Origin of the sequence: Caballeronia sp. AZ7_KS35, from assembly GCF_023631045.1 — a bacterium.
Classification (GTDB): domain Bacteria; phylum Pseudomonadota; class Gammaproteobacteria; order Burkholderiales; family Burkholderiaceae; genus Caballeronia; species Caballeronia zhejiangensis.
In genome coordinates, this window is record NZ_JALQDV010000009.1 from 249708 (window position 1) to 272464 (window position 22757).

The 22757-nt window shown below is 61.8% G+C and carries 18 protein-coding genes; 2 read left to right on the forward strand and 16 right to left on the reverse strand.

Annotation, left to right across the window (positions count from 1 at the left end; translation table 11 throughout):
- Window positions 1-57: 57 nt before the first annotated feature.
- On the reverse strand, window positions 58-1569 hold the full coding sequence (gene ppx / locus NCT05_RS11370) for an exopolyphosphatase (protein ID WP_008342024.1): 1512 nt from the start codon (window positions 1567-1569) through the stop codon (window positions 58-60).
- 255 nt (window positions 1570-1824) lie between these two features.
- On the opposite strand from ppx, the gene ppk1 reads away from it, so the two are divergent.
- A complete protein-coding gene (gene ppk1 / locus NCT05_RS11375; RefSeq protein ID WP_008342026.1) occupies window positions 1825-3888 on the forward strand; it encodes a polyphosphate kinase 1 in 2064 nt (687 codons plus the stop codon).
- A gap of 242 nt (window positions 3889-4130) precedes the next feature.
- Here ppk1 and phoR read toward each other — a convergent pair whose 3' ends face one another.
- The 11 genes from phoR to NCT05_RS11430 form a co-directional block, all read right to left on the reverse strand.
- Entirely contained in the window at window positions 4131-5444 is a 1314-nt protein-coding gene (phoR, locus tag NCT05_RS11380; protein ID WP_008342027.1) for a phosphate regulon sensor histidine kinase PhoR, read from the reverse strand.
- 61 nt (window positions 5445-5505) lie between these two features.
- Window positions 5506-6207: a phosphate regulon transcriptional regulator PhoB gene (gene phoB / locus NCT05_RS11385; RefSeq protein WP_008342029.1), complete on the reverse strand. Its 702-nt coding sequence runs from the start codon at window positions 6205-6207 to the stop codon at window positions 5506-5508.
- A 45-nt stretch (window positions 6208-6252) separates the two neighbouring features.
- Window positions 6253-6957 (reverse strand): phosphate signaling complex protein PhoU, encoded by a 705-nt coding sequence (gene phoU, locus NCT05_RS11390; protein ID WP_008342031.1) that lies wholly within the window; start codon window positions 6955-6957, stop codon window positions 6253-6255.
- A 38-nt stretch (window positions 6958-6995) separates the two neighbouring features.
- Entirely contained in the window at window positions 6996-7856 is an 861-nt protein-coding gene (pstB, locus tag NCT05_RS11395; RefSeq protein ID WP_008342032.1) for a phosphate ABC transporter ATP-binding protein PstB, read from the reverse strand.
- 15 nt (window positions 7857-7871) lie between these two features.
- Window positions 7872-8759, reverse strand: a complete 888-nt coding sequence (gene pstA, locus NCT05_RS11400) for a phosphate ABC transporter permease PstA (protein WP_244807467.1) — start codon at window positions 8757-8759, stop codon at window positions 7872-7874.
- Window positions 8759-9742, reverse strand: coding sequence for a phosphate ABC transporter permease PstC (gene pstC, locus NCT05_RS11405; protein WP_008342037.1), 984 nt, complete (start codon window positions 9740-9742; stop codon window positions 8759-8761). Before pstC ends, pstA begins: the two co-directional genes overlap by 1 nt.
- A gap of 126 nt (window positions 9743-9868) precedes the next feature.
- Window positions 9869-10900 (reverse strand): phosphate ABC transporter substrate-binding protein PstS, encoded by a 1032-nt coding sequence (gene pstS, locus NCT05_RS11410; RefSeq protein WP_008342038.1) that lies wholly within the window; start codon window positions 10898-10900, stop codon window positions 9869-9871.
- Window positions 10901-11121: 221 nt separating this feature from the next.
- Window positions 11122-12483 (reverse strand): phosphoglucosamine mutase, encoded by a 1362-nt coding sequence (gene glmM / locus NCT05_RS11415; RefSeq protein WP_008342040.1) that lies wholly within the window; start codon window positions 12481-12483, stop codon window positions 11122-11124.
- A gap of 113 nt (window positions 12484-12596) precedes the next feature.
- Window positions 12597-13424, reverse strand: coding sequence for a dihydropteroate synthase (gene folP / locus NCT05_RS11420; RefSeq protein ID WP_250502294.1), 828 nt, complete (start codon window positions 13422-13424; stop codon window positions 12597-12599).
- A gap of 182 nt (window positions 13425-13606) precedes the next feature.
- Window positions 13607-15493 (reverse strand): ATP-dependent zinc metalloprotease FtsH, encoded by a 1887-nt coding sequence (ftsH, locus tag NCT05_RS11425; protein ID WP_008342043.1) that lies wholly within the window; start codon window positions 15491-15493, stop codon window positions 13607-13609.
- 185 nt (window positions 15494-15678) lie between these two features.
- Window positions 15679-16341, reverse strand: coding sequence for an RlmE family RNA methyltransferase (locus tag NCT05_RS11430; protein WP_008342044.1), 663 nt, complete (start codon window positions 16339-16341; stop codon window positions 15679-15681).
- A 285-nt stretch (window positions 16342-16626) separates the two neighbouring features.
- Between NCT05_RS11430 and NCT05_RS11435 the strand changes: the two genes are divergently transcribed.
- Window positions 16627-17163: a YhbY family RNA-binding protein gene (locus tag NCT05_RS11435; RefSeq protein WP_175980371.1), complete on the forward strand. Its 537-nt coding sequence runs from the start codon at window positions 16627-16629 to the stop codon at window positions 17161-17163.
- A gap of 56 nt (window positions 17164-17219) precedes the next feature.
- Here NCT05_RS11435 and NCT05_RS11440 read toward each other — a convergent pair whose 3' ends face one another.
- The 4 genes from NCT05_RS11440 to carA form a co-directional block, all read right to left on the reverse strand.
- Window positions 17220-17735: a DUF4149 domain-containing protein gene (locus tag NCT05_RS11440; RefSeq protein WP_008342046.1), complete on the reverse strand. Its 516-nt coding sequence runs from the start codon at window positions 17733-17735 to the stop codon at window positions 17220-17222.
- Window positions 17735-18211, reverse strand: coding sequence for a transcription elongation factor GreA (gene greA / locus NCT05_RS11445; RefSeq protein WP_008342047.1), 477 nt, complete (start codon window positions 18209-18211; stop codon window positions 17735-17737). The genes NCT05_RS11440 and greA overlap by 1 nt, the downstream gene beginning before the upstream one ends.
- A 114-nt stretch (window positions 18212-18325) precedes the next feature.
- Window positions 18326-21580 carry a carbamoyl-phosphate synthase large subunit gene (carB, locus tag NCT05_RS11450; protein ID WP_008342048.1) on the reverse strand — a complete coding sequence of 1085 codons (3255 nt, stop codon included), beginning with the start codon at window positions 21578-21580 and terminating at the stop codon, window positions 18326-18328.
- A 33-nt stretch (window positions 21581-21613) separates the two neighbouring features.
- On the reverse strand, window positions 21614-22756 hold the full coding sequence (gene carA / locus NCT05_RS11455) for a glutamine-hydrolyzing carbamoyl-phosphate synthase small subunit (protein ID WP_175980372.1): 1143 nt from the start codon (window positions 22754-22756) through the stop codon (window positions 21614-21616).
- Window position 22757: the final 1 nt, after the last annotated feature.

Here is a 22757-nt window from a genome sequence, read left to right on the forward strand (position 1 = left end):
GAAACGCAAAAGGCCCCGTCGACTCGACGGGGCCTTCTCTTTCTCACGACGCGAAAATCAGTCGCCCGTGTATACCACGCGATACGGCCGCCCGATCTTCTCCCATTCCATCGCTTCCTGAACGAGGCTGTAGTCGGTGAGCGGATTGTTCGCCACCCACTCGTTCGGCAGATGCACTTCGAAACCGCCACTCGCCTGCCTCACTTCGATGCCGGGCAGCCCGACATCCGTGCGCCGGCGCGACAGCAGCGCGGCGAGCCGCAGGCAAAACAGCAGCGTCCATTCGACGTCGCGCGCCTGCGCGAGCTTGCCGAGCTTGCCGGCGTGGCCGAGCACGAGCGCGGCGAGACGCGCCTGATCGGTGCGGGAAAACCCCGGCATGTCGGCGTTGCTCGCGATATACGCCGAATGCTTGTGATACGCACTGTGCGCGATCGACAGTCCGATCTCGTGCAGCGACGCGGCCCACGCGAGGAACATGCGGTTCTCCTCGCGCACGTCTTCGTCGGGTTCGCCGAGCTGGTCGTAGAAGCTGATCGCCAGTTCGCCGATGCGCTCCGCCTGCGCGGCATCGACGCCATAACGGCGCTTGAAGCCTTCGACCGTCACCGTCCGCATGTCCTGATGCTGCGAGCGTCCGAGCAGGTCGTAGAGCACGCCGAGGCGCAGCGCGGCATCGGTCGTATCGGCATAGTCGATGCCCAGTTCCTCGAACACGCCGAGCATGATCGAAAGCCCGCCCGCCAGCACCGGCACGCGATCGGGCTTCAACGCGACGAGCTTCAGCCGGTTCACGTTCTCGGCCTTGATGAGCGCGCGCTTGAGCTTCTCCAGCCCGCCGCGCGAGATGCCGTGCGTGATGCCTTCGTCGTTGAAGCCGTTCGCCTCGATCAGTTCCGCGAGCGCGCGCGCCGTGCCCGACGAGCCGATGGCCTGATCCCAGCCGGTGCCCTTGTATTCGCTCGAAATGATCTGGATCTCGCGTTTGGCGGCGAGTTCGGCCTGCCGCATCGTGTATTCGTCGACGTTGCCGGCCGGGAAAAACTGGCGGCTATGGCTCACGCAGCCGATATAGAGGCTTTCCATGTGGATCGGCGTGTAATGCGATCCGATGATGAATTCCGTCGAGCCGCCGCCGATATCGACCACGAGCCGCTTGCCCGCGCTCGCCGGCACCGAATGCGCGGCGCCCGCGTAGATGAGGCGCGCTTCCTCGCGCCCGGCGATGACTTCGATCGGAAACCCGAGCGCGGCTTCCGCCTCGGCGAGAAAGTCGGGCGCGTTTTTCGCGACGCGCAGCGTGTTGGTGGCGACGGCGCGCACCTGGTCGGGATGGAAATCGCGCAGACGTTCGCCGAAGCGCTTCAGCGCGTCCCAGCCGCGCACCTGCGATGCGCGGTCGAGCATCTTGTCCTTGGAGAGGCCGCCGCCGAGACGTACGGGCTCGCGCAGCGCGTCGACCTGATAGATCTGGCTGCCGGCGGGCGTTTCCTCGACCCGTCCGACGATCAACCGGAAACTGTTCGATCCGAGGTCGACCGCGGCAAGTAGATGGGGATGTGTGACCATCGGATATCCAGAAATCGTGAAGTGGGGGGGAAGCACTGTCACAGCGGCGCTGCTGCAGCGCACGAATTCTATTCTATGCCGGGGTTGGCGAGCGGGCCTTGCCGTCCCGTTCGGAACCGCGCGTTTGCGCTGGCAACGCTATCCGCAATGTGAGTAGAATTTGTGACATCCGCTATGTCATAAAAAATACATCATACTGTGAGAGCATCCGAGAGTTCCCTTGCCCATCTGATCGAGACACCTTCCCTCCCTCCGATGTCCATACGCTATCCGCTCTTCAACCGCGAACTGGGCATACTAGGTTTCAACGAGCGCGTCCTCGCGCAAGCCGCCGATACGACGGTTCCCCTGTTGGAACGCCTGCGTTTCATCTGCATCACCAGCAGCAATCTCGACGAATTCTTCGAAGTCCGTATGGCGGGTCTGCAAGAGCAGATGCGCGACAACCCCGGCTCGCTCTCGCCGGATGGCATGTCGCTGCAGCACGTCTACGACCTCGTCTCCGAGCGCGCGCAACGGCTCGTGCGCCAGCAATATTCGATGCTGCATGACATCGTGCTGCCCGCGCTCGAAATGGAAGGCATCTATTTTCACGGCGCGGAGGACTGGACGGAACAGCAGACCGGATGGGCGCGCGACTACTTCTACAACGAACTGCTCCCCGTCCTGACGCCTATCGGGCTCGATCCCGCGCATCCGTTTCCGCGCGTGCTGAACAAGAGCCTGAACTTCGTCGTCGAGCTGGAAGGCACCGATGCCTTCGGCCGTCAGGCGATGATGGGCATCGTGCAGGCACCGCGCGCGCTGCCGCGGCTCGTTCGCATGCCCGAAGCGCTGTCGGGCTATCCGCATGGTTTCGTGCTGCTGAGCTCGTTCATGCAGCACTTCGTGAACGAGCTGTTTCCGCATCTCGTCGTGCGCAGTTGCAATCAGTTTCGCATCACGCGCAACAGCGAGCTTTTCGTCGATGAGGACGAAATCACCAATCTGCGCGTCGCGCTGCAGGGCGAATTGCCGGCGCGGCATCTGGGCAACGCGGTGCGTCTCGAAGTGTCGGCGGAAACGCCGCCGCATCTCGTGCGGCGTCTGCTCGACGAAGGTCAGCTGAGCGAACGCGATCTGTATCGCGTGAACGGGCCGGTGAATCTCGTGCGGCTCATGCAGTTGCCCGAGATGGTCGATCGACCCGATCTCAAGTTCGTGCCGCATATTCCGTCGGTGCCGAAGGCGATCGTGAACACGTCGAATCTTTTCGATGCGATCGATCAGGGCGATATCCTTTTGCATCATCCGTACGAGAGTTTTCAGCCGGTGCTGGAGCTGCTGCTTCAGGCCGCGAAGGATCCGCAGGTCGTCGCGATCAAACAGACGATTTATCGCACGGGCACCGATTCGCCGCTCATGGATGCGCTCATGCAGGCCGCGCGCAATGGCAAGGAAGTGACGGTCGTCGTGGAACTGCTCGCGCGCTTCGATGAAGAGACGAACATCAATTGGGCGTCGCAGCTCGAAGCGGTTGGCGCGCATGTGGTGTATGGCGTCGTCGGCCATAAGTGCCACGCGAAGATGATGCTGATCGTGCGGCGCGTGTCGCAAGGCGGCAAGTTCGTGTTGAAGCGTTATGCCCACTTGGGCACGGGCAACTATCATCCGCGCACGGCGCGTCTTTATACCGACTTCGGTCTGATGACTTCCGATCAGGAAATGTGCGAGGACGTGCATCACGTCTTTCAGCAACTGACGGGCATTGGCGGAGAGATTCCGCTGCATCAGTTATGGCAATCGCCTTTCACGCTGCATGCGAAGCTGATCGATGCGATCCGCGCCGAGGCCGAGCATGCGCGGGCGGGACGGCGTGCGCGCATCGTCGCGAAGATGAATGCTCTGCTCGAGCCTACGGTTATTGCCGCGCTTTACGAGGCTTCGCATGCGGGCGTGAAGATCGATCTGATCGTGCGCGGGGTTTGTTCGTTGAAGCCCGGCGTCGAGGATCTTTCGGAGAACATTACGGTTCGGTCAGTCGTCGGGCGCTTTCTCGAGCATCATCGGATTTTTTACTTCTATGCGAATGGCAGGGAAGATGTGTTTTTGTCGAGCGCTGACTGGATGGATCGCAACTTCTTTCGTCGTGTGGAAGTGGCGTTTCCAATTCGCGATAGGCGGTTGAAGCGGCGGGTTATTGCTGAAGGGTTATCGGTTTGTCTTGGCGATAATCAATCGGCTTGGGTCATGCAGAGCGATGGGCATTATCGGAAGCGCCGTCCGGGTAAGTCTATTCGCAACGCGCAGTTAGGGTTGCTGGCTAAGTTTTGTTCTTGATGTTTTTTGCCCTTTTTCGTGCGTGTTTTCTTCTTCGCTGGATTCGGTATTCGCGTCGGGCTTTGTGCTTGTTCGCTTCCGCTTTCGTGGAATCCTGCGTTCGTGTCGGTCTATTAGCACTGCCGCCCCGCACAGGGGCAACGCTAATAGACCGACGCGAAAACAGGATTCTACGAAAGCGGAAGCAAACAAGCACAAGACCGACACGACAACGGGATCCGGCGACAATCACCAGAATCCACTCAAGCCGCAAGCGACTTCCTAAACGCTGTCCGCGACCCTGGAAACCTCACGATAAACATACTCCCCTTCCCCACTTCGCTTTTAACGTCGAGCTCTGCACCGTGCCGTTGCAGCACATGCTTGACGATGGCAAGCCCAAGCCCTGTCCCCCCCGTATCCCGCGACCGGCTCCGATCCACTCGATAAAACCGCTCCGTCAAACGCGGAATATGCTCCGCAGGAATCCCGAGCCCCGTATCCCGCACCGTAAAAACCGCACGATCCTTCATGCGCTGCCACGTCACCTCGATGGTCCCGCCATCAGGCGTATAACGCACGGCGTTGGTCACGAGATTGCCGAGCGCGCTCATCACTTCGGTCTCGACGCCCGCAACCGTCAGCGCATCGTCGCTATGAAACGTGATGCGATGGCGCCCGTTCGACAGATTGTTCGCGTCGTCTTCCAAATGACGCAGCACGGCGCGCATATCCAGCAGTTCATCGCCAGGCGGCCGCATATCGCCTTCGAGATTCGCGAGCACGAGCAGATCGCGCACGATGTTCTGCATGCGCGACGCCTGCTGCTCCATCATGTCGAGATAACGCATGCGATCGGCTTCATCGAGCGGCAACTCACGCATGGTTTCGAGAAAGCCGGATAGCACGGTAAGCGGCGTCTTCAACTCATGCGAGACATTGGCGACGAAATCGCGGCGCATCGAATCCGTGCGCTCCAGTTCGGTAATGTCCTGCGTCAGAAGCAGCTTGCGATTGTCACCGTACGGAAACACCTGCACCGAAACCGTGTACTTGCGATTCACGCCCATGCCGCGCATCACGAGCATCTCTTCGTAGTGGTGCGCGTTCAGATAGCGGACGAAATCGGGATTGCGCACGAGATGCGTGATGTGCTGGCGCAAGTCGCGCTTCGCATCGAGACCGAAGTGCTTCTCGGCGATGTCGTTACACCACTCGATCTGATCGTGATCGTCGAGCATCGCGACGCCGTTCGGTGACGCCTGGATCGCCTGAATGAAGCGCGCATGCTGTTGCTCGACCTGACGCACTTGCGCGTGCCAGCGCTTCGCGAGCTTGTGCAGGCGATAGTAGATCTCGCCCCAGATGCCGAGCGCGCTCGGCACCTCGCCGTAGACCGGCGCTTCGAGCAGACGCCAGAGGCGCTGCATGTGATACGTGACGAAGAAGCCCTGCACGACGAGCATGAGCACCGCGAAGGCAAGCGCGATGCGCAAGCCCGCGAATGCGCCGATCGCGGCGCACAGCGCGGCGAGCAGCGCGAGGGACACGATCGCACGCGTCCAGATGATGTTCATGTTGTCGGTGAGTCTGAGTGACGTTGATGCGGCAAGTTAGAGCGGATAACGTTGACAGAATTCAGGCGCTCTTCGCAAGCCGGTATCCGCTGCCGCGCACCGTTTCGATCATAGCATCGCAACCCGCCGGCTTGAGCGCAGCACGCAGACGCTTGATATGCACATCGACCGTGCGCTCTTCGACGAACACGTGATCGCCCCACACCTGATCCAGCAATTGCGTGCGGCTGTGCACGCGCTCAGGATGCGTCATGAAAAAGTGCAGCAGGCGAAATTCCGTCGGACCGAGATCGAGCTTGATGTCGTTGCCCGAATGACTCGCCGCCACGCGATGCGTCGCCGGATCGAGACGCAGCCCATTGATCGCGACGACGTCTTCGGTGAGCTGCGGCGCGCGCCGGCGCAACACCGCCTTGATGCGCGCCATCAGTTCCTTCGGCGAGAACGGCTTCGTGACGTAATCGTCCGCGCCGATTTCGAGGCCAAGCACCTTGTCCTGCTCGTCGCCGCGCGCTGTCAGCATGATGATCGGAATGTGCTTCGTGCGCTCGTTGTTGCGCAGCTCTCGCGCGAACGCGATGCCCGACTTGCCCGGCAACATCCAGTCGAGCAACACGAGATCGGGCAGCACGTCGCTGATCAGGTTTTGCGCCTGTTCCGCGTTATACGCACGAATCGGGCAATGTCCCGCATGTTGAAGGTTCACCGAAATCAGTTCGGAGATCGCGGGTTCGTCTTCCACGACGAGGATACTGCTGGGCATCGGCACCTCTTGACCTTTTGCTTGAAATGAAACGATTGCGCGCGATTAACTCAGCGCCTCACGTTCGAGCTGATCGCGCGAAATATGCCGCACGTCGGTGCCCTTGACGATGTAGATGATGAACTCAGCGATGTTCTTCGCGTGATCGCCGATGCGCTCCACCGCTTTCGCGATGAACAGATAATCGAGGCCCGCCGAAATCGTGCGCGGATCTTCCATCATGTACGTCACGAGCTTGCGCACGAAGGCGCGGAATTCCTCGTCGATGGCCTTGTCGTCGCGCACGATCTGCGCGGCGGCAACCGTGTCGAGACGCGCGAACGCATCGAGCGCGCGGCGCAGGATCGATACCGCCATTTCGCCCGACAGCTTGATCTCGGCGATGTTCACCGTGCGGCCCGCGCCGTCTTCGTTGATGCGCTTCACGCGCTTGGCGATCTTCTCCGCTTCGTCGCCGGCGCGTTCGAGATTCGTGATCGTCTTCGAGATCGCCATCAACAGACGCAAGTCACGCGCAGCCGGCTGACGGCGCGCGATGATGTTGCTGCACTCTTCGTCGATCTCGACTTCCATCATGTTCAGACGCGCTTCGGCCGCGATCACCTGATCCGCGATGCCGATGTCGAATTCGTTCAGCGCCTGCATCGCTGCGATGATCTGCGACTCGACCAGACCGCCCATTTCCAGCACTTTCGACGACACCGCGTTGAGATCGGCGTCGAACTGGCTCGAAAGATGTTTATCGGACATATATGCTCCTTAAGCCTTCTGTTTCACCTGGCTGACAATCAGCCGAAGCGGCCCGTGATGTAGTCTTCCGTTTCCTTGCGGGCCGGCTTGATGAAGATCTTTTCGGTGTCGCCGAACTCGATCAATTCACCGAGATACATATAGGCAGTGTAGTCCGAACAACGCGCCGCCTGCTGCATGTTGTGCGTGACGATGACGACCGTGTAATCGCTTTTCAGTTCGGCGATCAGCTCTTCGATACGGCCCGTCGAAATCGGGTCGAGCGCCGAGCAAGGTTCGTCCAGCAGCAGCACTTCCGGACGAATCGCGATGCCGCGCGCGATGCACAGACGCTGCTGCTGGCCACCCGACAGACCGTAGCCGCTTTGCTGCAACTTGTCCTTTACTTCGGTCCAGAGCGCGGCTTTCGTGAGCGCCCATTCGACGCGGTCATCCATTTCCGAGCGCGACAGTTGCTCGAACATCTTCACGCCGAACGCGATGTTGTCGTAGATCGACATCGGGAACGGCGTCGGCTTCTGGAACACCATGCCCACGCGCGCGCGCAGGAGCGAAATATCCTTCGTCGTGTCGAGCAGGTTCGTGCCGTCCATCAGGATTTCGCCTTCGGCGCGCTGCTCCGGATAAAGCGCATACATCTTGTTGAACGTGCGCAGAAGCGTGGATTTGCCGCAGCCCGACGGACCGATGAACGCCGTCACTTTCTTCTCGGGAATGCGCAGGTTGATGTTCTTCAGCGCGTGATACTTGTTGTAGAAGAAGTTGAGGTTGTTCACCTCGATCTTCGGCTTGATGGAATCAGCAGGCTGCGAACTGTGCGTCGGGCGCACGCTGCCCGGCACCGGGCCGCGCTCGATCTGCTTTTCCTGGTGGTTGACACCGCTTTCGACCATGTTCATGGAATCACTCCACCCTTATTTCTTCGAGAAGATCGCGCGCGCCAGGATATTCAGACCCAGCACGCCGAGCGTAATCAGGAACACACCGGCCCACGCGAGCGATTGCCACTGCGGGAACGGACTCATCGCGAACTTGTAGATCGTCACCGGCAGATTGGCCACCGGCTGGTTCATGTCCCACGAGAAAAATTGATTCGACAGCGCCGTGAAAAGCAGCGGCGCGGTTTCGCCGGCGATACGCGCGACCGCCAGCAACACGCCCGTCACGATGCCGCCCACCGACGCCTTCAGCGTGATCGACATCACCATCTTCCACTTGGGCGTACCGAGTGCGAACGCGGCTTCGCGCAATGCGTTCGGCACGAGCTTCAGCATGTTTTCCGTCGTGCGGATCACGATCGGAATCTGCAGCAGCGCCAACGCGATCACGCCGGCCCAGCCCGAGAAGCGGCCCATCTTCGCGACGACGATCGCATACACGAAGAGACCGACGACGATCGAAGGCGCGGACAGCAAGATGTCGTTGATGAAGCGCGTGACGCTCGCGAGCCAGCGCTTCTGGCCGTACTCCGCGAGGTAGACGCCCGCGAGAATGCCGAGCGGCGTGCCGACGAACGTTGCGAGCACGACGAGCATCAGCGAGCCGACGATCGCGTTGGCGAGACCGCCGCCATCGGTGTTCGGCGGCGGCGTCGATTGCGTGAACAGATCGACCGACAACCCGCCGATGCCGAGCCTGAGCGTCGTGAAGAGAATCCACACGAGCCAGATGAGGCCGAAGGCCATCGCGGCGAGCGAGAGCGTCAGCGCAACCGCGTTCGTGCCGCGGCGGCGGCGCTGCAGCTTCTGACGCGTGGCTTCCACGCGGCTCGAATCCTGGTTGAACGTAACGGGACGGCTCATTATTTACGGCCCTCCCCGCGTTCCATGCGCAGAAGCATCAGCTTCGAGAGCGCGAGCACGAAGAACGTGATGACGAAAAGAATCAGACCGAGCTCCATCAACGCCGACGTATGCAGGCCCGGACTCGCTTCCGCGAATTCGTTCGCGAGCGCCGAGGTGATGCTGTTGCCGGGCGAGAAGAGCGACACGTTGTCGAGCAGGTTCGTATTGCCGATGACGAACGTCACAGCCATCGTCTCGCCGAGCGCGCGGCCGAGGCCGAGCATGACGCCGCCGATCACGCCGGCGCGCGTATAGGGCAGCACGATCTTCCACATGACTTCCCACGTCGTGCAGCCGATGCCGTATGCCGATTCCTTCAGCAGCACGGGCGTCACTTCGAACACGTCGCGCATCACGGATGCGATGTACGGAATGATCATGATCGCGAGAATCACGCCGGCGCACAGAATGCCGATGCCGATCGGCGCGCCTTGAAAGAAGATGCCGATCAGGGGCACGTCGCCGAGCAGCTTGCCGAGGGGCTTTTCGAAGTATTGCGCGAAGATCGGCGCGAACACGAGCAGGCCCCACATGCCGTAGACGATCGACGGAATCGCCGCGAGAAGTTCGATCGCGACGCCGAGCGGACGGCGCAGCCACGCGGGCGACAGTTCGGTCAGAAAGAGCGCGATGCCGAAGCTCACCGGCACCGCGATGATGAGCGCGATGATCGACGTCGCAATCGTGCCGTAGATGGGCACGAGCGCCCCGAACGAGTCGCTGGGCGGATCCCATTCCGAACGCCAGAGGAACGAGAGGCCGAATTTCTGAATGGTCGGCATCGACGCGATGATCAGCGAAACGATGATGCCGCCGAGCAGGAGCAGCGTGATGACAGCCGCAAGCCGCGTCACGCCGCCGAAAATGATGTCGCCGATGCGGCTCGGCGCGCGCTGCGTATGCGCCGCCGGCACGGCCGACGATAGGTTGATGTCCGACATGGGAGCCTTGGTTTCGCTACGTGTCAGACCGCGCGGCGAACGTTGGCTCGCCGCGCGGCTTCCTTGCTGCGTTGCTGTCCCGCGAATCAGAAGCTTAGGACAGTTTCAAACGACTGCTTGCTTCCCTTATTCCGCGACCGCCTTGCCCGATGCGTCCTTGACCTTCGCCTTCCATTGCGTCTTGATTTCGGCGACGACCGAATCCGGCAGCGAGATATAGTCGAGATCGTTCGCAGCCTGGCCGCCGTTCTTGAACGCCCAGTCGAAGAATTTCAGCGTTTCCGTGCCCTGCGCCGGCTTCTCTTGCGTCGCGTGCAGCAGCACGAAGGTCGCGCCGACGATCGGCCATGCGTTCTTGCCCGGCTCGTCCGTCAGAATCTGATAGAACGACTTCGACCAGTCCGCGCCCGCTGCCGCTGCCTTGAACGTGTCGGTCTTCGGCTCGACGACCGTGCCGGCCGAATTCTTCATGCCGACGTAGGTCATCTTGTTCTGCTTCGCGTACGCCCATTCGACGTAGCCGATCGCGCCCGGCAGACGCTGCACGAATGCCGCGACGCCGTCGTTGCCCTTGCCGCCCGTGCCCGTCGGCCAGTTGACCGTCGAACCTTCGCCGACCTTCGACTTCCACTCGGTGTTCACCTTCGACAGATAGTTCGTCCAGATGAAGCTCGTGCCGGAGCCGTCGGCGCGGCGCACGACCGCGATGTCCGTATCCGGCAGCTTGACCTTCGGGTTCAGCGCGGCGATTTCCGGGTCGTTCCACTTCTTGATCTTGCCGAGGTAGATGTCGCCGAGCACCTGGCCCGATAGCGTCACTTCGCCAGCCTTCACGCCCGGCACGTTGATGACCGGCACCACGCCGCCGACGACCGTCGGGAACTGGAACAGGCCGTTCTTCGCGAGTTCGTCGTCTTTCAGCGGAGCGTCCGAGCCCGCGAAATCCACGGTCTTCGCGATGATTTGCTTGATACCGCCCGACGAGCCGATGCCTTGGTAGTTCACCTTGCCGCCGCCCGTTTTCTGGTAGGCGTCCGCCCACTTCGTGTAGATCGGCGCTGCAAAGGTGGAACCCGCGCCGGTGATGTCGGCTGCTTGAGCGGAGATGGCGAACACTGCACCAATCAGGCCGGCCAGCGCGGTTTGCATCAATTTCATTCTTAATCTCCAGTAGTGAGCGTGTGTCGCGTGAGCGTGTAGACGACACCGCGAAATATAGGAGGAGTCTGTGACAGTAATATGACTAATCGTGAAGCCAGCATGTCAATGCGCTTACGTGCTGAAAGTTTGATCACAGCCGATCCGTCAAGCCGGCGGCGCAAATAAAAAAGCGGGCCGAAGCCCGCTTTTAGCGAAACGCGACGAACTTCAGTGAACGCCTACGAAGTCGCGTCCTTTACGACCTGCGCAATCGTTTCCGCGTATCGAACCGCGTCCTGTTGCGCCGATGCTTCCACCATCACGCGCAAGACCGGTTCGGTTCCCGACGCGCGAATCAAGACGCGGCCGTGCGATTGGAGGGATTGCTCGGCTTGCTCGACCGCGCGGCGAATCGCGGCGCTGCCTTTCCAGTCCGCGCCCGCGCTCATCCGCACGTTGATGAGCTTTTGCGGGAACAGGCTGACGCCGCGAAGCAGATCGGCGAGCGACTTGCCGCTGCGCTGGATCGCTGCAAGCACGAGGAGCGCCGAGACGATGCCGTCGCCGGTCGAGTGACGGTCCAGCGAAAGGATGTGGCCCGAGCCTTCCGCGCCCAGCAGCCAGCCGTTCTCGCGCAATTTTTCGAGGACGTAGCGGTCGCCGACCGCCGCGCGCACGAACTGCACGCCCGCCTCCTTCAGCGCCACCTCGACGGCCATGTTGGTCATCAGCGTGCCGACTGCGCCTTCCACCTTGCCATCGGTCGCGATGCGATCCTTGACCAGCACGTAGAGCAATTCGTCGCCGTTATAGAGACGGCCGGACGAATCGACGACCTGCAGACGGTCCGCGTCGCCGTCGAGCGCGATGCCGATATCCGCCTTGTGCTCGACCACCGCGCGCACGAGCGCGTCCGGGGCGGTCGCGCCAACGCCGTCGTTGATGTTGAAGCCGTTCGGCGACACGCCGATCGACACGACTTCCGCGCCGAGTTCATGGAAAACGTGCGGCGCGACGTCATATGCGGCGCCGTGCGCGCAATCGACGACGAGCTTCAGACCGCGCAAGTCGAAACTCGCGGGAAAGGTGCTCTTGCAGAATTCGATGTAGCGTCCGCCTGCATCATCCAGACGCCGGGCTTTACCGAGGCGCTCGGAAGGCGCGCATTCCATCGGCTGCTCGAGCTGGCGCTCGATTTCCAGTTCGACTTCGTCGGGCAGCTTGTTGCCGTCGGCGGAGAAAAATTTGATGCCGTTGTCGTCGTACGGATTGTGCGACGCGCTGATCACGACGCCCGCCGACAGCCGCAGTGCCCGCGTCAGATAGGCGACGCCAGGCGTCGGCATCGGGCCGGCCAGCATCACGTCGACACCCGCCGCCGAAAAGCCGGATTCCAGCGCAGCTTCGAGCATGTAGCCCGACACGCGCGTGTCCTTGCCGATCAATACCGTCGGACGATTGCCCTTCTTTTGCTGTGCGCGGTCGGCGCCCGCGAGCACCTTTCCGGCCGCGTAGCCGAGCTTGAGTACGAAATCCGGCGTGATCGGCGCGACGCCTACGCGGCCGCGGATGCCGTCGGTTCCAAAATATTGACGTGCCATTGTTGCTTGACCCTCCTCGCGACCGTTCGGCGCATCGTATCGGTCCACGATTTTAGTTAATGAGTTCTATCGGCGCGCGCCTGCGCCCAAATTGCTGATGAATGAGGCCAGTGTCAATAATGCCCATTCCCGGCAGCATTCTTTGTTGCCTGCCAGACTTTCAGCGCATCGACGGTTTCGGCGACATCGTGGACGCGGATGATGGCCGCGCCCCGCTCTGCCGCGCACACCGCCGCGGCGACGCTCGCCGCGAGCCGCTCGCCCGCGCCGCGTCCGGTGACGGCGCCGAGCATCGACTTGCGCGACATGCCCGCGAGCAACGGAAAGTTCGTCCCGGCGGGCGACGTGTCCGTGAGATGCGCGAGCAACGCGTAATTATGCTCGACCGTCTTGCCGAAGCCGTAACCCGGATCGAGACTGATGCGGTCTGTCGCAATGCCCGCGCGCCCGAGTGCGGCGACGCGCTCCGCGAAGAACGCGCGCACGTCGGCGACGACGTCTTCGTACACCGGCTCGTGAAGCTGCATCGTGCGCGGCTCGCCGAGCATGTGCATCACGCAAAGTCCGCAGTTGCTGCCCTTGACGGCGTCGATCGCGCCGTCCTGACGCAAGCCCCAGATGTCGTTGATCATGTCCGCGCCGGCGTCGAGCGCGGCGCGCATCACGGCTGGTTTGTACGTGTCGACGGAAAGCGGCACTCGAACGGCGCGCAATGCCTCGACTATCGGCACCACGCGCTCGAGTTCCTCGTCGAGCGGCACGGGCGGCGCGCCGGGACGCGTGGATTCGCCGCCGATATCGATCATGTCGGCGCCGTCGGCGAGCATCTGCTCGGCGCGAGCCAGTGCGGCGTCGCGCGAAATGAAGCGGCCGCCATCGGAGAACGAGTCCGGCGTAACGTTGAGAATGCCCATGACGAGCGGGCGGTCGAAGGTCAGCATGAAGCGTCCGCATTGGAGCGGCGCGGCTGAAATCGGGGATGGGGTTGAAGTGGCCAAGCGGATAGAACGGAACGGAGGGACGGAGACGGCGCCGCGTTCAGCACCTGATTAAAAACGGACGCCATAAAGTGAAAATGGGCCGGCGTGCTATGCACACCGGCCCATGAACTCATGCAGGAAACTCAGGCCGTTGCCGGCGCGTTGCCCGGTTTGACCTCGGTGCCGCTGCTACCACCGGATGGCGTGTCACCGGACGGCGGCGGCATGTTCTTCGGCGGACGCGGCGGACGATCCGACATGATGTCGCCAATCTGGTCCGCGTCGATGGTTTCCCATTCGAGCAGCGCCTTGGTCATCGCTTCGACCTTGTCGCGGTTGTCTTCCAGCAGCTTCCGGGCGAGCGCATATTGCTCGTCGAGGATGCGGCGGATTTCCGCATCGACCTTCTGCTGCGTGGCTTCGGACACCGACTTCGCGCCCATCTTGCCGAACATGCCGTTGTCTTCCGTATCGACGTAGACCATCGTGCCGAGCACGTCGGACATGCCGTAGCGCGTCACCATGTCGCGCGCCATCTTCGTTGCGCGCTCGAAGTCGTTCGACGCACCGGTCGACATCGAATTCAGGAACACTTCTTCCGCTGCGCGGCCACCGAACAGGATCGCGATTTCCTCCAGCATCTTGTCGCGATACAGGTTCACGCGGTCATGCTCGGGCAACTGCCACGTAACGCCCAGCGCCCAGCCGCGCGGCATGATCGTGACCTTGTGCACCGGATCGGCATGCGGAAGCAGCTTCGCAACCACCGCGTGACCCGACTCGTGGTATGCCGTATTGCGACGCTCTTCTTCGCGCATCACAGCCGATTTGCGCTCCGGACCCATGAAGATCTTGTCCTTCGCGTCCTCGAAATCCTGCATCTCGACGATGCGCTTGCCGCGACGCGCCGCGAACAGCGCAGCCTCGTTCACGAGATTCGCGAGATCGGCGCCCGAGAAACCCGGCGTGCCGCGCGCGATGACCGATGCATCGACGTCGTTCGCGATAGGCACCTTGCGCAGGTGCACCTTCATGATGTGCTCGCGGCCGCGGATATCCGGCAGACCGACATAGACCTGACGGTCGAAACGGCCCGGACGGAGCAGCGCCTTGTCCAGCACGTCCGAACGGTTCGTCGCCGCGATCACGATCACACCGGAATTCGCCTCGAAGCCGTCCATCTCGACGAGCATCTGGTTCAGCGTCTGCTCGCGCTCGTCGTTGCCGCCGCCCATGCCGGCGCCGCGATGACGGCCGACCGCGTCGATTTCGTCGATGAACACGATACACGGCGCATGCTTCTTCGCCTGCTCGAACATGTCGCGCACACGAGCCGCGCCCACGCCGACGAACATTTCGACGAAGTCCGAACCCGAAATGCTGAAGAACGGAACTTTCGCTTCGCCCGCGATGGCGCGCGCCAGCAGCGTCTTACCGGTTCCCGGCGGGCCGACCAGCAGCACGCCGCGCGGTATGCGTCCGCCGAGCTTTTGGAATTTCTGCGGGTCGCGCAGGAAGTCCACGAGTTCCGAGACTTCTTCCTTGGCTTCGTCGCAACCCGCGACGTCGGTGAAATTGATTGCGTTGTTGTTTTCGTCGATCAGCCGCGCTCGCGACTTCCCGAACGAAAACGCCCCGCCTTTGCCGCCTCCCTGCATCTGCCTCATCATGTAGAACCAGAAGCCGATGATCAGGATCGTAGGTCCGAGGTAGTACAGCGCGGAGACGAGCGCATTCGGTTCATCGTCAGCCTTGCCGCTGACCTGAACGCCGTATTTCATCAAGTCGCCGACCATCCATATGTCGCCGGGCGACACGATCTGGTACTTCTGGCCGTCGTTCGGAGTGACCGTCAGATTGCGGCCCTGAACGGTGACGTTCTTGACTTTGCCGTTCTTCGCGTCGTCCATGAACTGCGAATAGGACACACCTTCCTGGACGCGGGGCTTATCGAACTGCTTGAACACCGTAAACAGCACCAGTGCGATCACGAGCCACACTGCCGCTTTAGAGAACATATTGTTGTTCAAAGCACCACTCCTCACTCATAGACGGGCGCCTACATAAACCTTGCGACGCCACCAAAGCATTCTAATCCAGACCGCTAACCCCTGCCATAAGGTTTAACTACCGCACAAATAGCGGAAGAGAGGTTTTTTTCGGCATATTCCGCGAAAATATCGCCGTAATTCGCCGAATCGCTCGAGCGGGCCGTTCAGTTCGGTTGCTTGAGCCGCCGCCCGAGAATAAAAGTCTCCGACGATTTGTCGCGAGAAGCTTTCGGCTTGCGTGGCGCAACCACCTTGAACTGTTGCTTGAACTTCTCAACGATCTGGCTGTATCCGCTGCCGTGAAAACATTTGACCAGCAGCGCACCCTCCGGTTTCAGATGGTTCTGCGCGAACTCCAGCGCCAGATCGCATAGATGCTCGATGCGCGCGGCATCCGCACTCGCCACGCCTGAGAGGTTGGGGGCCATGTCGGAGATTACAAGGTCCACCTGACGCTCGCCGACGATTTCATCGAGTTGCGCAAGCACTTCGTCCTCGCGAAAGTCGCCCTGGATGAACGTGACGTCCGAAATCGGCTCCATCGGCAGAATATCCAGCGCGATGATCGTGCCGTCGATGCCGCCCTGGCGCTCGGCATCGCGCTTCGCGCCCTGCGCGAGTTTGTTGCGCGCGTACTGGCTCCAGGAGCCGGGCGTCGAGCCGAGATCGACGATGACCTGACCCGGCTTGATGAGTTTGTCCTGCTCGTCGATCTCCTTCAGCTTGTATGCGGCGCGCGCGCGATAGCCCTCGCGCTGCGCCATCTTTACGTAGGGATCGTTGATGTGGTCATGCAACCACGAATGATTAAAACGGTTCTTTGCCATTCAAACTGAGCTCATGTGGCGCGCTGACAGCACGCCCGGTGCGTATTTTGCTGCATCGCGCGAGGCTTTTAGCGGATAATACGCGTCTTGTCGGCCGGACCGGTCCTCGGCGCGCTCGCGCTCCGAAAACCCGTGCATCCGGCCTGTTCTGTTTCTGGTGGGCGGTGGCGCGACCGATGCGCCGAAGATCCGGCACGAAGCCGTGCGCTTTCGCTGCAGCGTGTTCAAACCGCCTCGCGAATCTACCTCACGCCGCCCACATTTTAGTCGAGTCCGAAATTTCTCATGCCAGCTCTTAAACTCTCCCCCGCCGAACGCGCCGATCTGCGCTCCCAGGCCCATGCGCTCAAGCCCGTCGTGCTCGTCGGCGCGGAGGGCCTGACCGATGCCGTGCTGAAGGAAATCAACGTCCACCTGGAAGCGCATCAGCTCATCAAGGTCCGCGTATTCGGCGACGAACGCGAAGCACGCGTCGAAATCTACGACGAAATCTGCGATCGCCTGAACGCCGCGCCTATTCAGCATATCGGCAAGCTGCTCGTGATCTGGAGGCCCGAAGGCGCCGCTCCGAAAACCCGCGCCACCCGCACGCGCAGCACGATGCCTCCGAGCGCAGGCGAAGCCGCCGAACGCGAGACGAAGGGCCGCGCGCCGCGCACGGTGAAGGCAGTGAAAATCACCCGCGATGCGCCCGCGTTCAAGAAACCCAAAAAGCAGACGCTGAAGGTACTGGGCAACGAACGTGTGACCGCCGGCGGCAACGTGAAGCGCGCGAAGAAACGTCAGACCAGCTCGAAGCGCCAGCATCAGACGGTCAAATGATCGAACGGCGTGTGCATTTCCAATGAAACGCACGCGCCGTCCCGAGCAAGCGCGATTCAGCTTCGCGCTCTTTTCGCCGCCACCTTGGCGGATTTCCCCTTCGGCACGATCTTGACGGGCGCCGCGCCCGGCAAGCGCCACACCAGCGCAATGCCGAACAGGCATTCGATCAGATAGATCGCGCTGGATAGGCCGTGCAGAATGCCGAACTCCTTCGCATACGGCGAGCTCGCGAGATCGGTGCCCGCTTCCTGCGCCGCCATTCGCAGCGAGTTCATGAACGGCTGCAAGGCGAAATAGCCGACCAGCACGCACACGAGCATCACCGCGACGATCCACCGCACGCGTTTGTAATCGACGATGCCGCTTTTCACGAAGCGATTGCCGATGAGGATCAGCACCAGCGCGCTGATCACGCCGATGATCGCCTCGATGCGGAAGAGCTGCGCCGCCACCGAGCCCGCCGACGTGCGGTCGAGCATCGAAAAGAGCACGGGCGCAGCGACCAGACCGAGGGTCAGCAGACTGCCGACCCAGACCATGCTGATGGTGCGAAAGAGCCGGTGCTCCATCAGACGTAGCGAACCGCGATGATCTCGTATTCGCGTGCGCCGCTCGGCGCCTGCACCGATGCCACGTCGCCTTCCGACTTCGCGATCAGCGCGCGCGCGATCGGCGAGCTCACGGAGATGAGGCCGTGATCGATGTCGGCTTCGTCATCGCCGACGATCTGATACGTCACCATGTCGCCCGATTCCAGGTCCTCGAGTTCGACGGTCGCGCCGAACACCACGCGACCTTCCGCTTCGACCTGCGTCGGATCGATCACTTGCGCGGCGGCCAGCTTCGACTCGATTTCCGCGATGCGGCCCTCGATGAACCCCTGCTTTTCCTTCGCGGCGTCGTATTCCGCGTTTTCCGACAAGTCGCCTTGCGCGCGCGCCTCCGCGATCGCGTTGATGACCGCCGGACGCTCCACGGCCTTCAGGCGTTGCAATTCGTCGCGCAGCAACTCCGCGCCGCGCTTCGTCAAAGGAATCGTGCTCATAGACCACTCACAAACAATTTCGTCAAAAAAATTACCGCGGTTAAGCGCATCTCCCACAGAGCAGGAGACGCCGCTTAACCGCGGCTCGTGATACTTAGACCAGTAATCGAAGCCTTAGTTTAGGCGAGCATGCAAGCCTTGTAAATCATAGACTTCCAAATCTCGGAGATACCTCAACCCTTCGACCGCCGCGCGCGCTCCCGACATCGTCGTGTAGTACGTGACCTTGTTGGCCTGCGCGCTCATGCGGATCGAGCGCGAATCGGCGATGGCGGCGCGCGTTTCGTCGACGGTCGTGAAGACGAGCGCGATCTCGCCGTTCTTGATCATGTCGACGATGTGCGGACGGCCGTCTTTCACCTTGTTGACGACCTTCACCGGCACGCCTGCCGCCGCGATGGCCGCGGCCGTGCCCTTGGTTGCGACGATCGGATAGCCGAGCTCGTGCAGCATCTGCGCGACTTCGACGGCCTTCGGCTTGTCGGCGTCCATCACGGTCAGAAGCACCGTGCCCGATTCCGGCAGACGCGAGCCCGCCGCGAGCTGCGACTTGAAGAGTGCTTCGCCGAACGTGCGGCCCACGCCCATCACTTCGCCGGTCGAGCGCATTTCGGGTCCGAGCACCGGATCGACCGCCGGGAACTTCACGAACGGGAACACCGCTTCCTTCACGCTGAAGTACGGCGGAATGACTTCCTTCGTCACGCCTTGTGCCTTGAGCTTCTGGCCGACCATCGCGCGAGCGGCGATCTTGGCGAGCGGCAAACCGGTTGCCTTCGACACGTACGGCACCGTGCGCGATGCGCGCGGATTCACTTCGAGCACGTAGATGATGTCCTTCTTGGAGCCGTCGTCTTGCGCGACTTGCTGAATCGCGAACTGCACGTTCATCAGGCCGATGACGTTCAGTGCCTTCGCCATTGCGGCGGTTTGCCGCTTCAGTTCGTCGACGGTTTCCTGCGACAGCGAATACGGCGGCAGCGAGCAAGCCGAGTCGCCCGAGTGCACGCCCGCCTGTTCGATGTGCTCCATCACGCCGCCGATGAACACGTCGTCGCCATCGGAGATGCAGTCGACGTCGCATTCGATCGCGTCGTTCAGGAAGCGGTCGAGCAGCACCGGCGAATCGTTCGACACCTTCACGGCTTCGCGCATGTAGCGCTCGAGGTCGCGCGGCTCGTGGACGATTTCCATCGCGCGGCCGCCGAGCACGTACGACGGACGCACGACCAGCGGATAACCGATTTCCTCCGCGAGCTTCAGCGCTTCGTCTTCGGCGCGAGCGGTGCGATTCGGCGGCTGACGCAGATCGAGATCCTTGAGCAGCTTCTGGAAGCGCTCGCGGTCTTCGGCGGCGTCGATCATGTCCGGCGACGTGCCGATGATCGGCACGCCGTTCGCTTCCAGATCGAGCGCGAGCTTGAGCGGCGTCTGGCCGCCGTACTGCACGATCACGCCGACCGGCTTTTCCAGATCGACGATTTCGAGCACGTCTTCGAGCGTCAGCGATTCGAAGTACAGACGGTCGGACGTGTCGTAGTCGGTGGAAACCGTCTCCGGATTGCAGTTGACCATGATGGTTTCATAGCCGTCCTCGCGCATGGCGAGCGCGGCATGCACGCAGCAGTAGTCGAACTCGATGCCCTGCCCGATCCGGTTCGGGCCGCCGCCCAGCACCATGATCTTCTTCTTGTCGGTCGGATTCGCTTCGCACTCTTCTTCGTACGTCGAGTACATGTAGGCGGTCTTCGTCGCGAACTCGGCCGCGCACGTGTCGACGCGCTTGTACACCGGGCGCACCTTCATTTCGTGACGCTTCTTGCGCACGTCTGCTTGCGTCGAACCGGTCAGCTTCGCCAGACGCCGGTCCGAGAAGCCGCTCTTCTTCAGATACAGCAGTTCGTCACGCGTGAGGCTCGCGAGCGTGCGGCCTTCGAGCGCCTTTTCCTTGAGGATGATCTGTTCGATCTGCGCGAGGAACCACGGATCGATCGACGTCTCTTCGAAGATTTCTTCCATCGTCAGGCCGAGACGGAAGGCGTCGCCGAGATACCAGATGCGGTCCGGACCCGGCTCGCCAATTTCGCGGATGACTTCGTCGCGGCTCGTGGTCTTCTCATCGAGACCGTCGACGCCGACTTCCAGACCGCGCAACGCCTTCTGGAAGGACTCCTGGAACGTGCGGCCCATTGCCATGACTTCGCCGACGGACTTCATCTGCGTGGTCAGGCGCGAATCGGCTTCGCGGAATTTCTCGAACGCGAAGCGCGGCACCTTCGTCACGACATAATCGATCGTCGGTTCGAACGATGCGGGCGTTTGTCCGCCGGTGATTTCGTTCTTGAGTTCGTCGAGCGTGTAGCCGCACGCGAGCTTCGCGGCGACCTTGGCGATCGGGAATCCCGTTGCCTTGGATGCCAGCGCCGACGAACGCGACACGCGCGGATTCATTTCGATGACGACCATGCGGCCGTCCTTCGGGTTGATCGCGAACTGCACGTTCGAGCCGCCGGTATCGACCCCGATCTCGCGCAGCACCGCGAGCGACGCGTTGCGCAGCACTTGATACTCTTTGTCGGTGAGCGTCTGCGCCGGCGCGACGGTGATGGAATCGCCGGTGTGCACGCCCATCGGGTCGAGGTTTTCGATCGAGCAGACGATGATGCAGTTGTCCTTTTTATCGCGGACGACTTCCATCTCGTACTCTTTCCAGCCGAGCAGCGATTCTTCGATGAGCAGCTCGCGCGTCGGCGAGAGATCGAGACCGCGACGGCAAATCTCTTCGAACTCTTCCTTGTTGTACGCGATGCCGCCGCCCGAGCCGCCCAGCGTGAACGACGGACGAATCACGGTCGGATAGCCGCCGCTGCCGGTCGCTTCGGCGATCTGCTGCTGCACGGCGAGCGCTTCTTCCATCGAATGCGCGATGCCCGACTTGGCCGAACCGAGGCCGATCTTCGTCATCGCGTCCTTGAACTTCTGGCGGTCTTCCGCCTTGTCGATCGCTTCCGGCGACGCACCGATCAGCTCGACCTTGTACTTTTCCAGCACGCCGTGATGGAACAGGTCGAGCGCGCAGTTGAGCGCGGTCTGTCCGCCCATGGTCGGCAGGATCGCGTCCGGGCGCTCTTTCGCGATGATGCGTTCGACCACTTCCCACGAAATCGGCTCGATATACGTGACGTCGGCCGTGTTCGGATCCGTCATGATCGTCGCCGGATTGCTGTTGACGAGGATGACCTTGTAGCCTTCCTCACGCAGCGCCTTGCATGCTTGCGCGCCCGAATAATCGAACTCGCACGCCTGGCCGATGATGATCGGACCCGCGCCGATGATGAGGATGCTCTTGATGTCTGTGCGCTTCGGCATAACTGTGCTCTGTATATTTGCGATGTTCTGTTCTTAGGCTGCGACCTTCTGTGCTTCCATCAGCTTGATGAAGCGGTCGAACAGATACGCGATGTCGTGCGGGCCGGGCGACGCTTCCGGATGGCCCTGGAAGCAGAAGGCGGGCTTGTCGGTGAGCGCGAAGCCTTGCAGCGTGCCGTCGAAGAGCGAGACGTGCGTGACTTTCGCGTTGGCGGGCAGCGTCGACGCATCGACCGCGAAACCGTGGTTCTGCGACGTGATGACCACGCGGCCGTCGTCCATGTCCTTCACCGGATGGTTCGCGCCGTGGTGGCCGGTCTTCATCTTCATCGTCTTCGCGCCGACGGCGAGACCCATGATCTGATGGCCGAGGCAGATGCCGAACGTCGGAATGCCGCGCTCGATGAATTCCCTGGTGGCCGCGATGGCGTAATCGCACGGCTCCGGATCGCCGGGGCCGTTCGACAGGAAGATGCCGTCCGGATTGAGCGCGAGCGCATCGGCGGCGGTCGATTGCGCGGGCAGCACGGTCACGTGGCAACCGCGCTCCGCCAGCATGCGCAGGATGTTGTACTTCACGCCATAGTCGAACGCGACGACGCGAAACTTCGGCGCTTCCTGCTTGCCGTAGCCGCTGCCCAGACGCCATTCGGTCTGCGTCCATTCGTAGGGCTGGTCCGTCGACACGACCTTCGCGAGGTCCATGCCCGCGAGGCCCGGGAACGAGCGTGCGAGCTCGAGCGCTTTCGCTTCGTCATCGGAACCGGCGAGAATGCAGCCGTTCTGCGCGCCCTTCTCGCGCAGGATACGCGTGAGCTTGCGCGTGTCGATGCCGGCGATCGCGACGACGCCTTGCGCCTTGAGATAGTCGGAGAGCGTTTGCTCGGAACGGAAGTTGGATGCGAGCACCGGCAGGTCGCGAATGATGAGGCCGGCGGCATGGACTTTGGTGGCTTCGACGTCTTCGGCGTTCACGCCGTAGTTGCCGATGTGCGGATAGGTCAGCGTGACGATCTGGCGGGCATAGCTCGGATCGGTCAGGATTTCCTGATAACCGGTGATGGCGGTGTTGAACACCACTTCGCCGATCGTCGAACCGGGCGCGCCGATCGATTGACCACGAAAGACCGTGCCGTCGGCAAGTGCGAGAAGTGCGGGGGAAAATGACGGCAACACG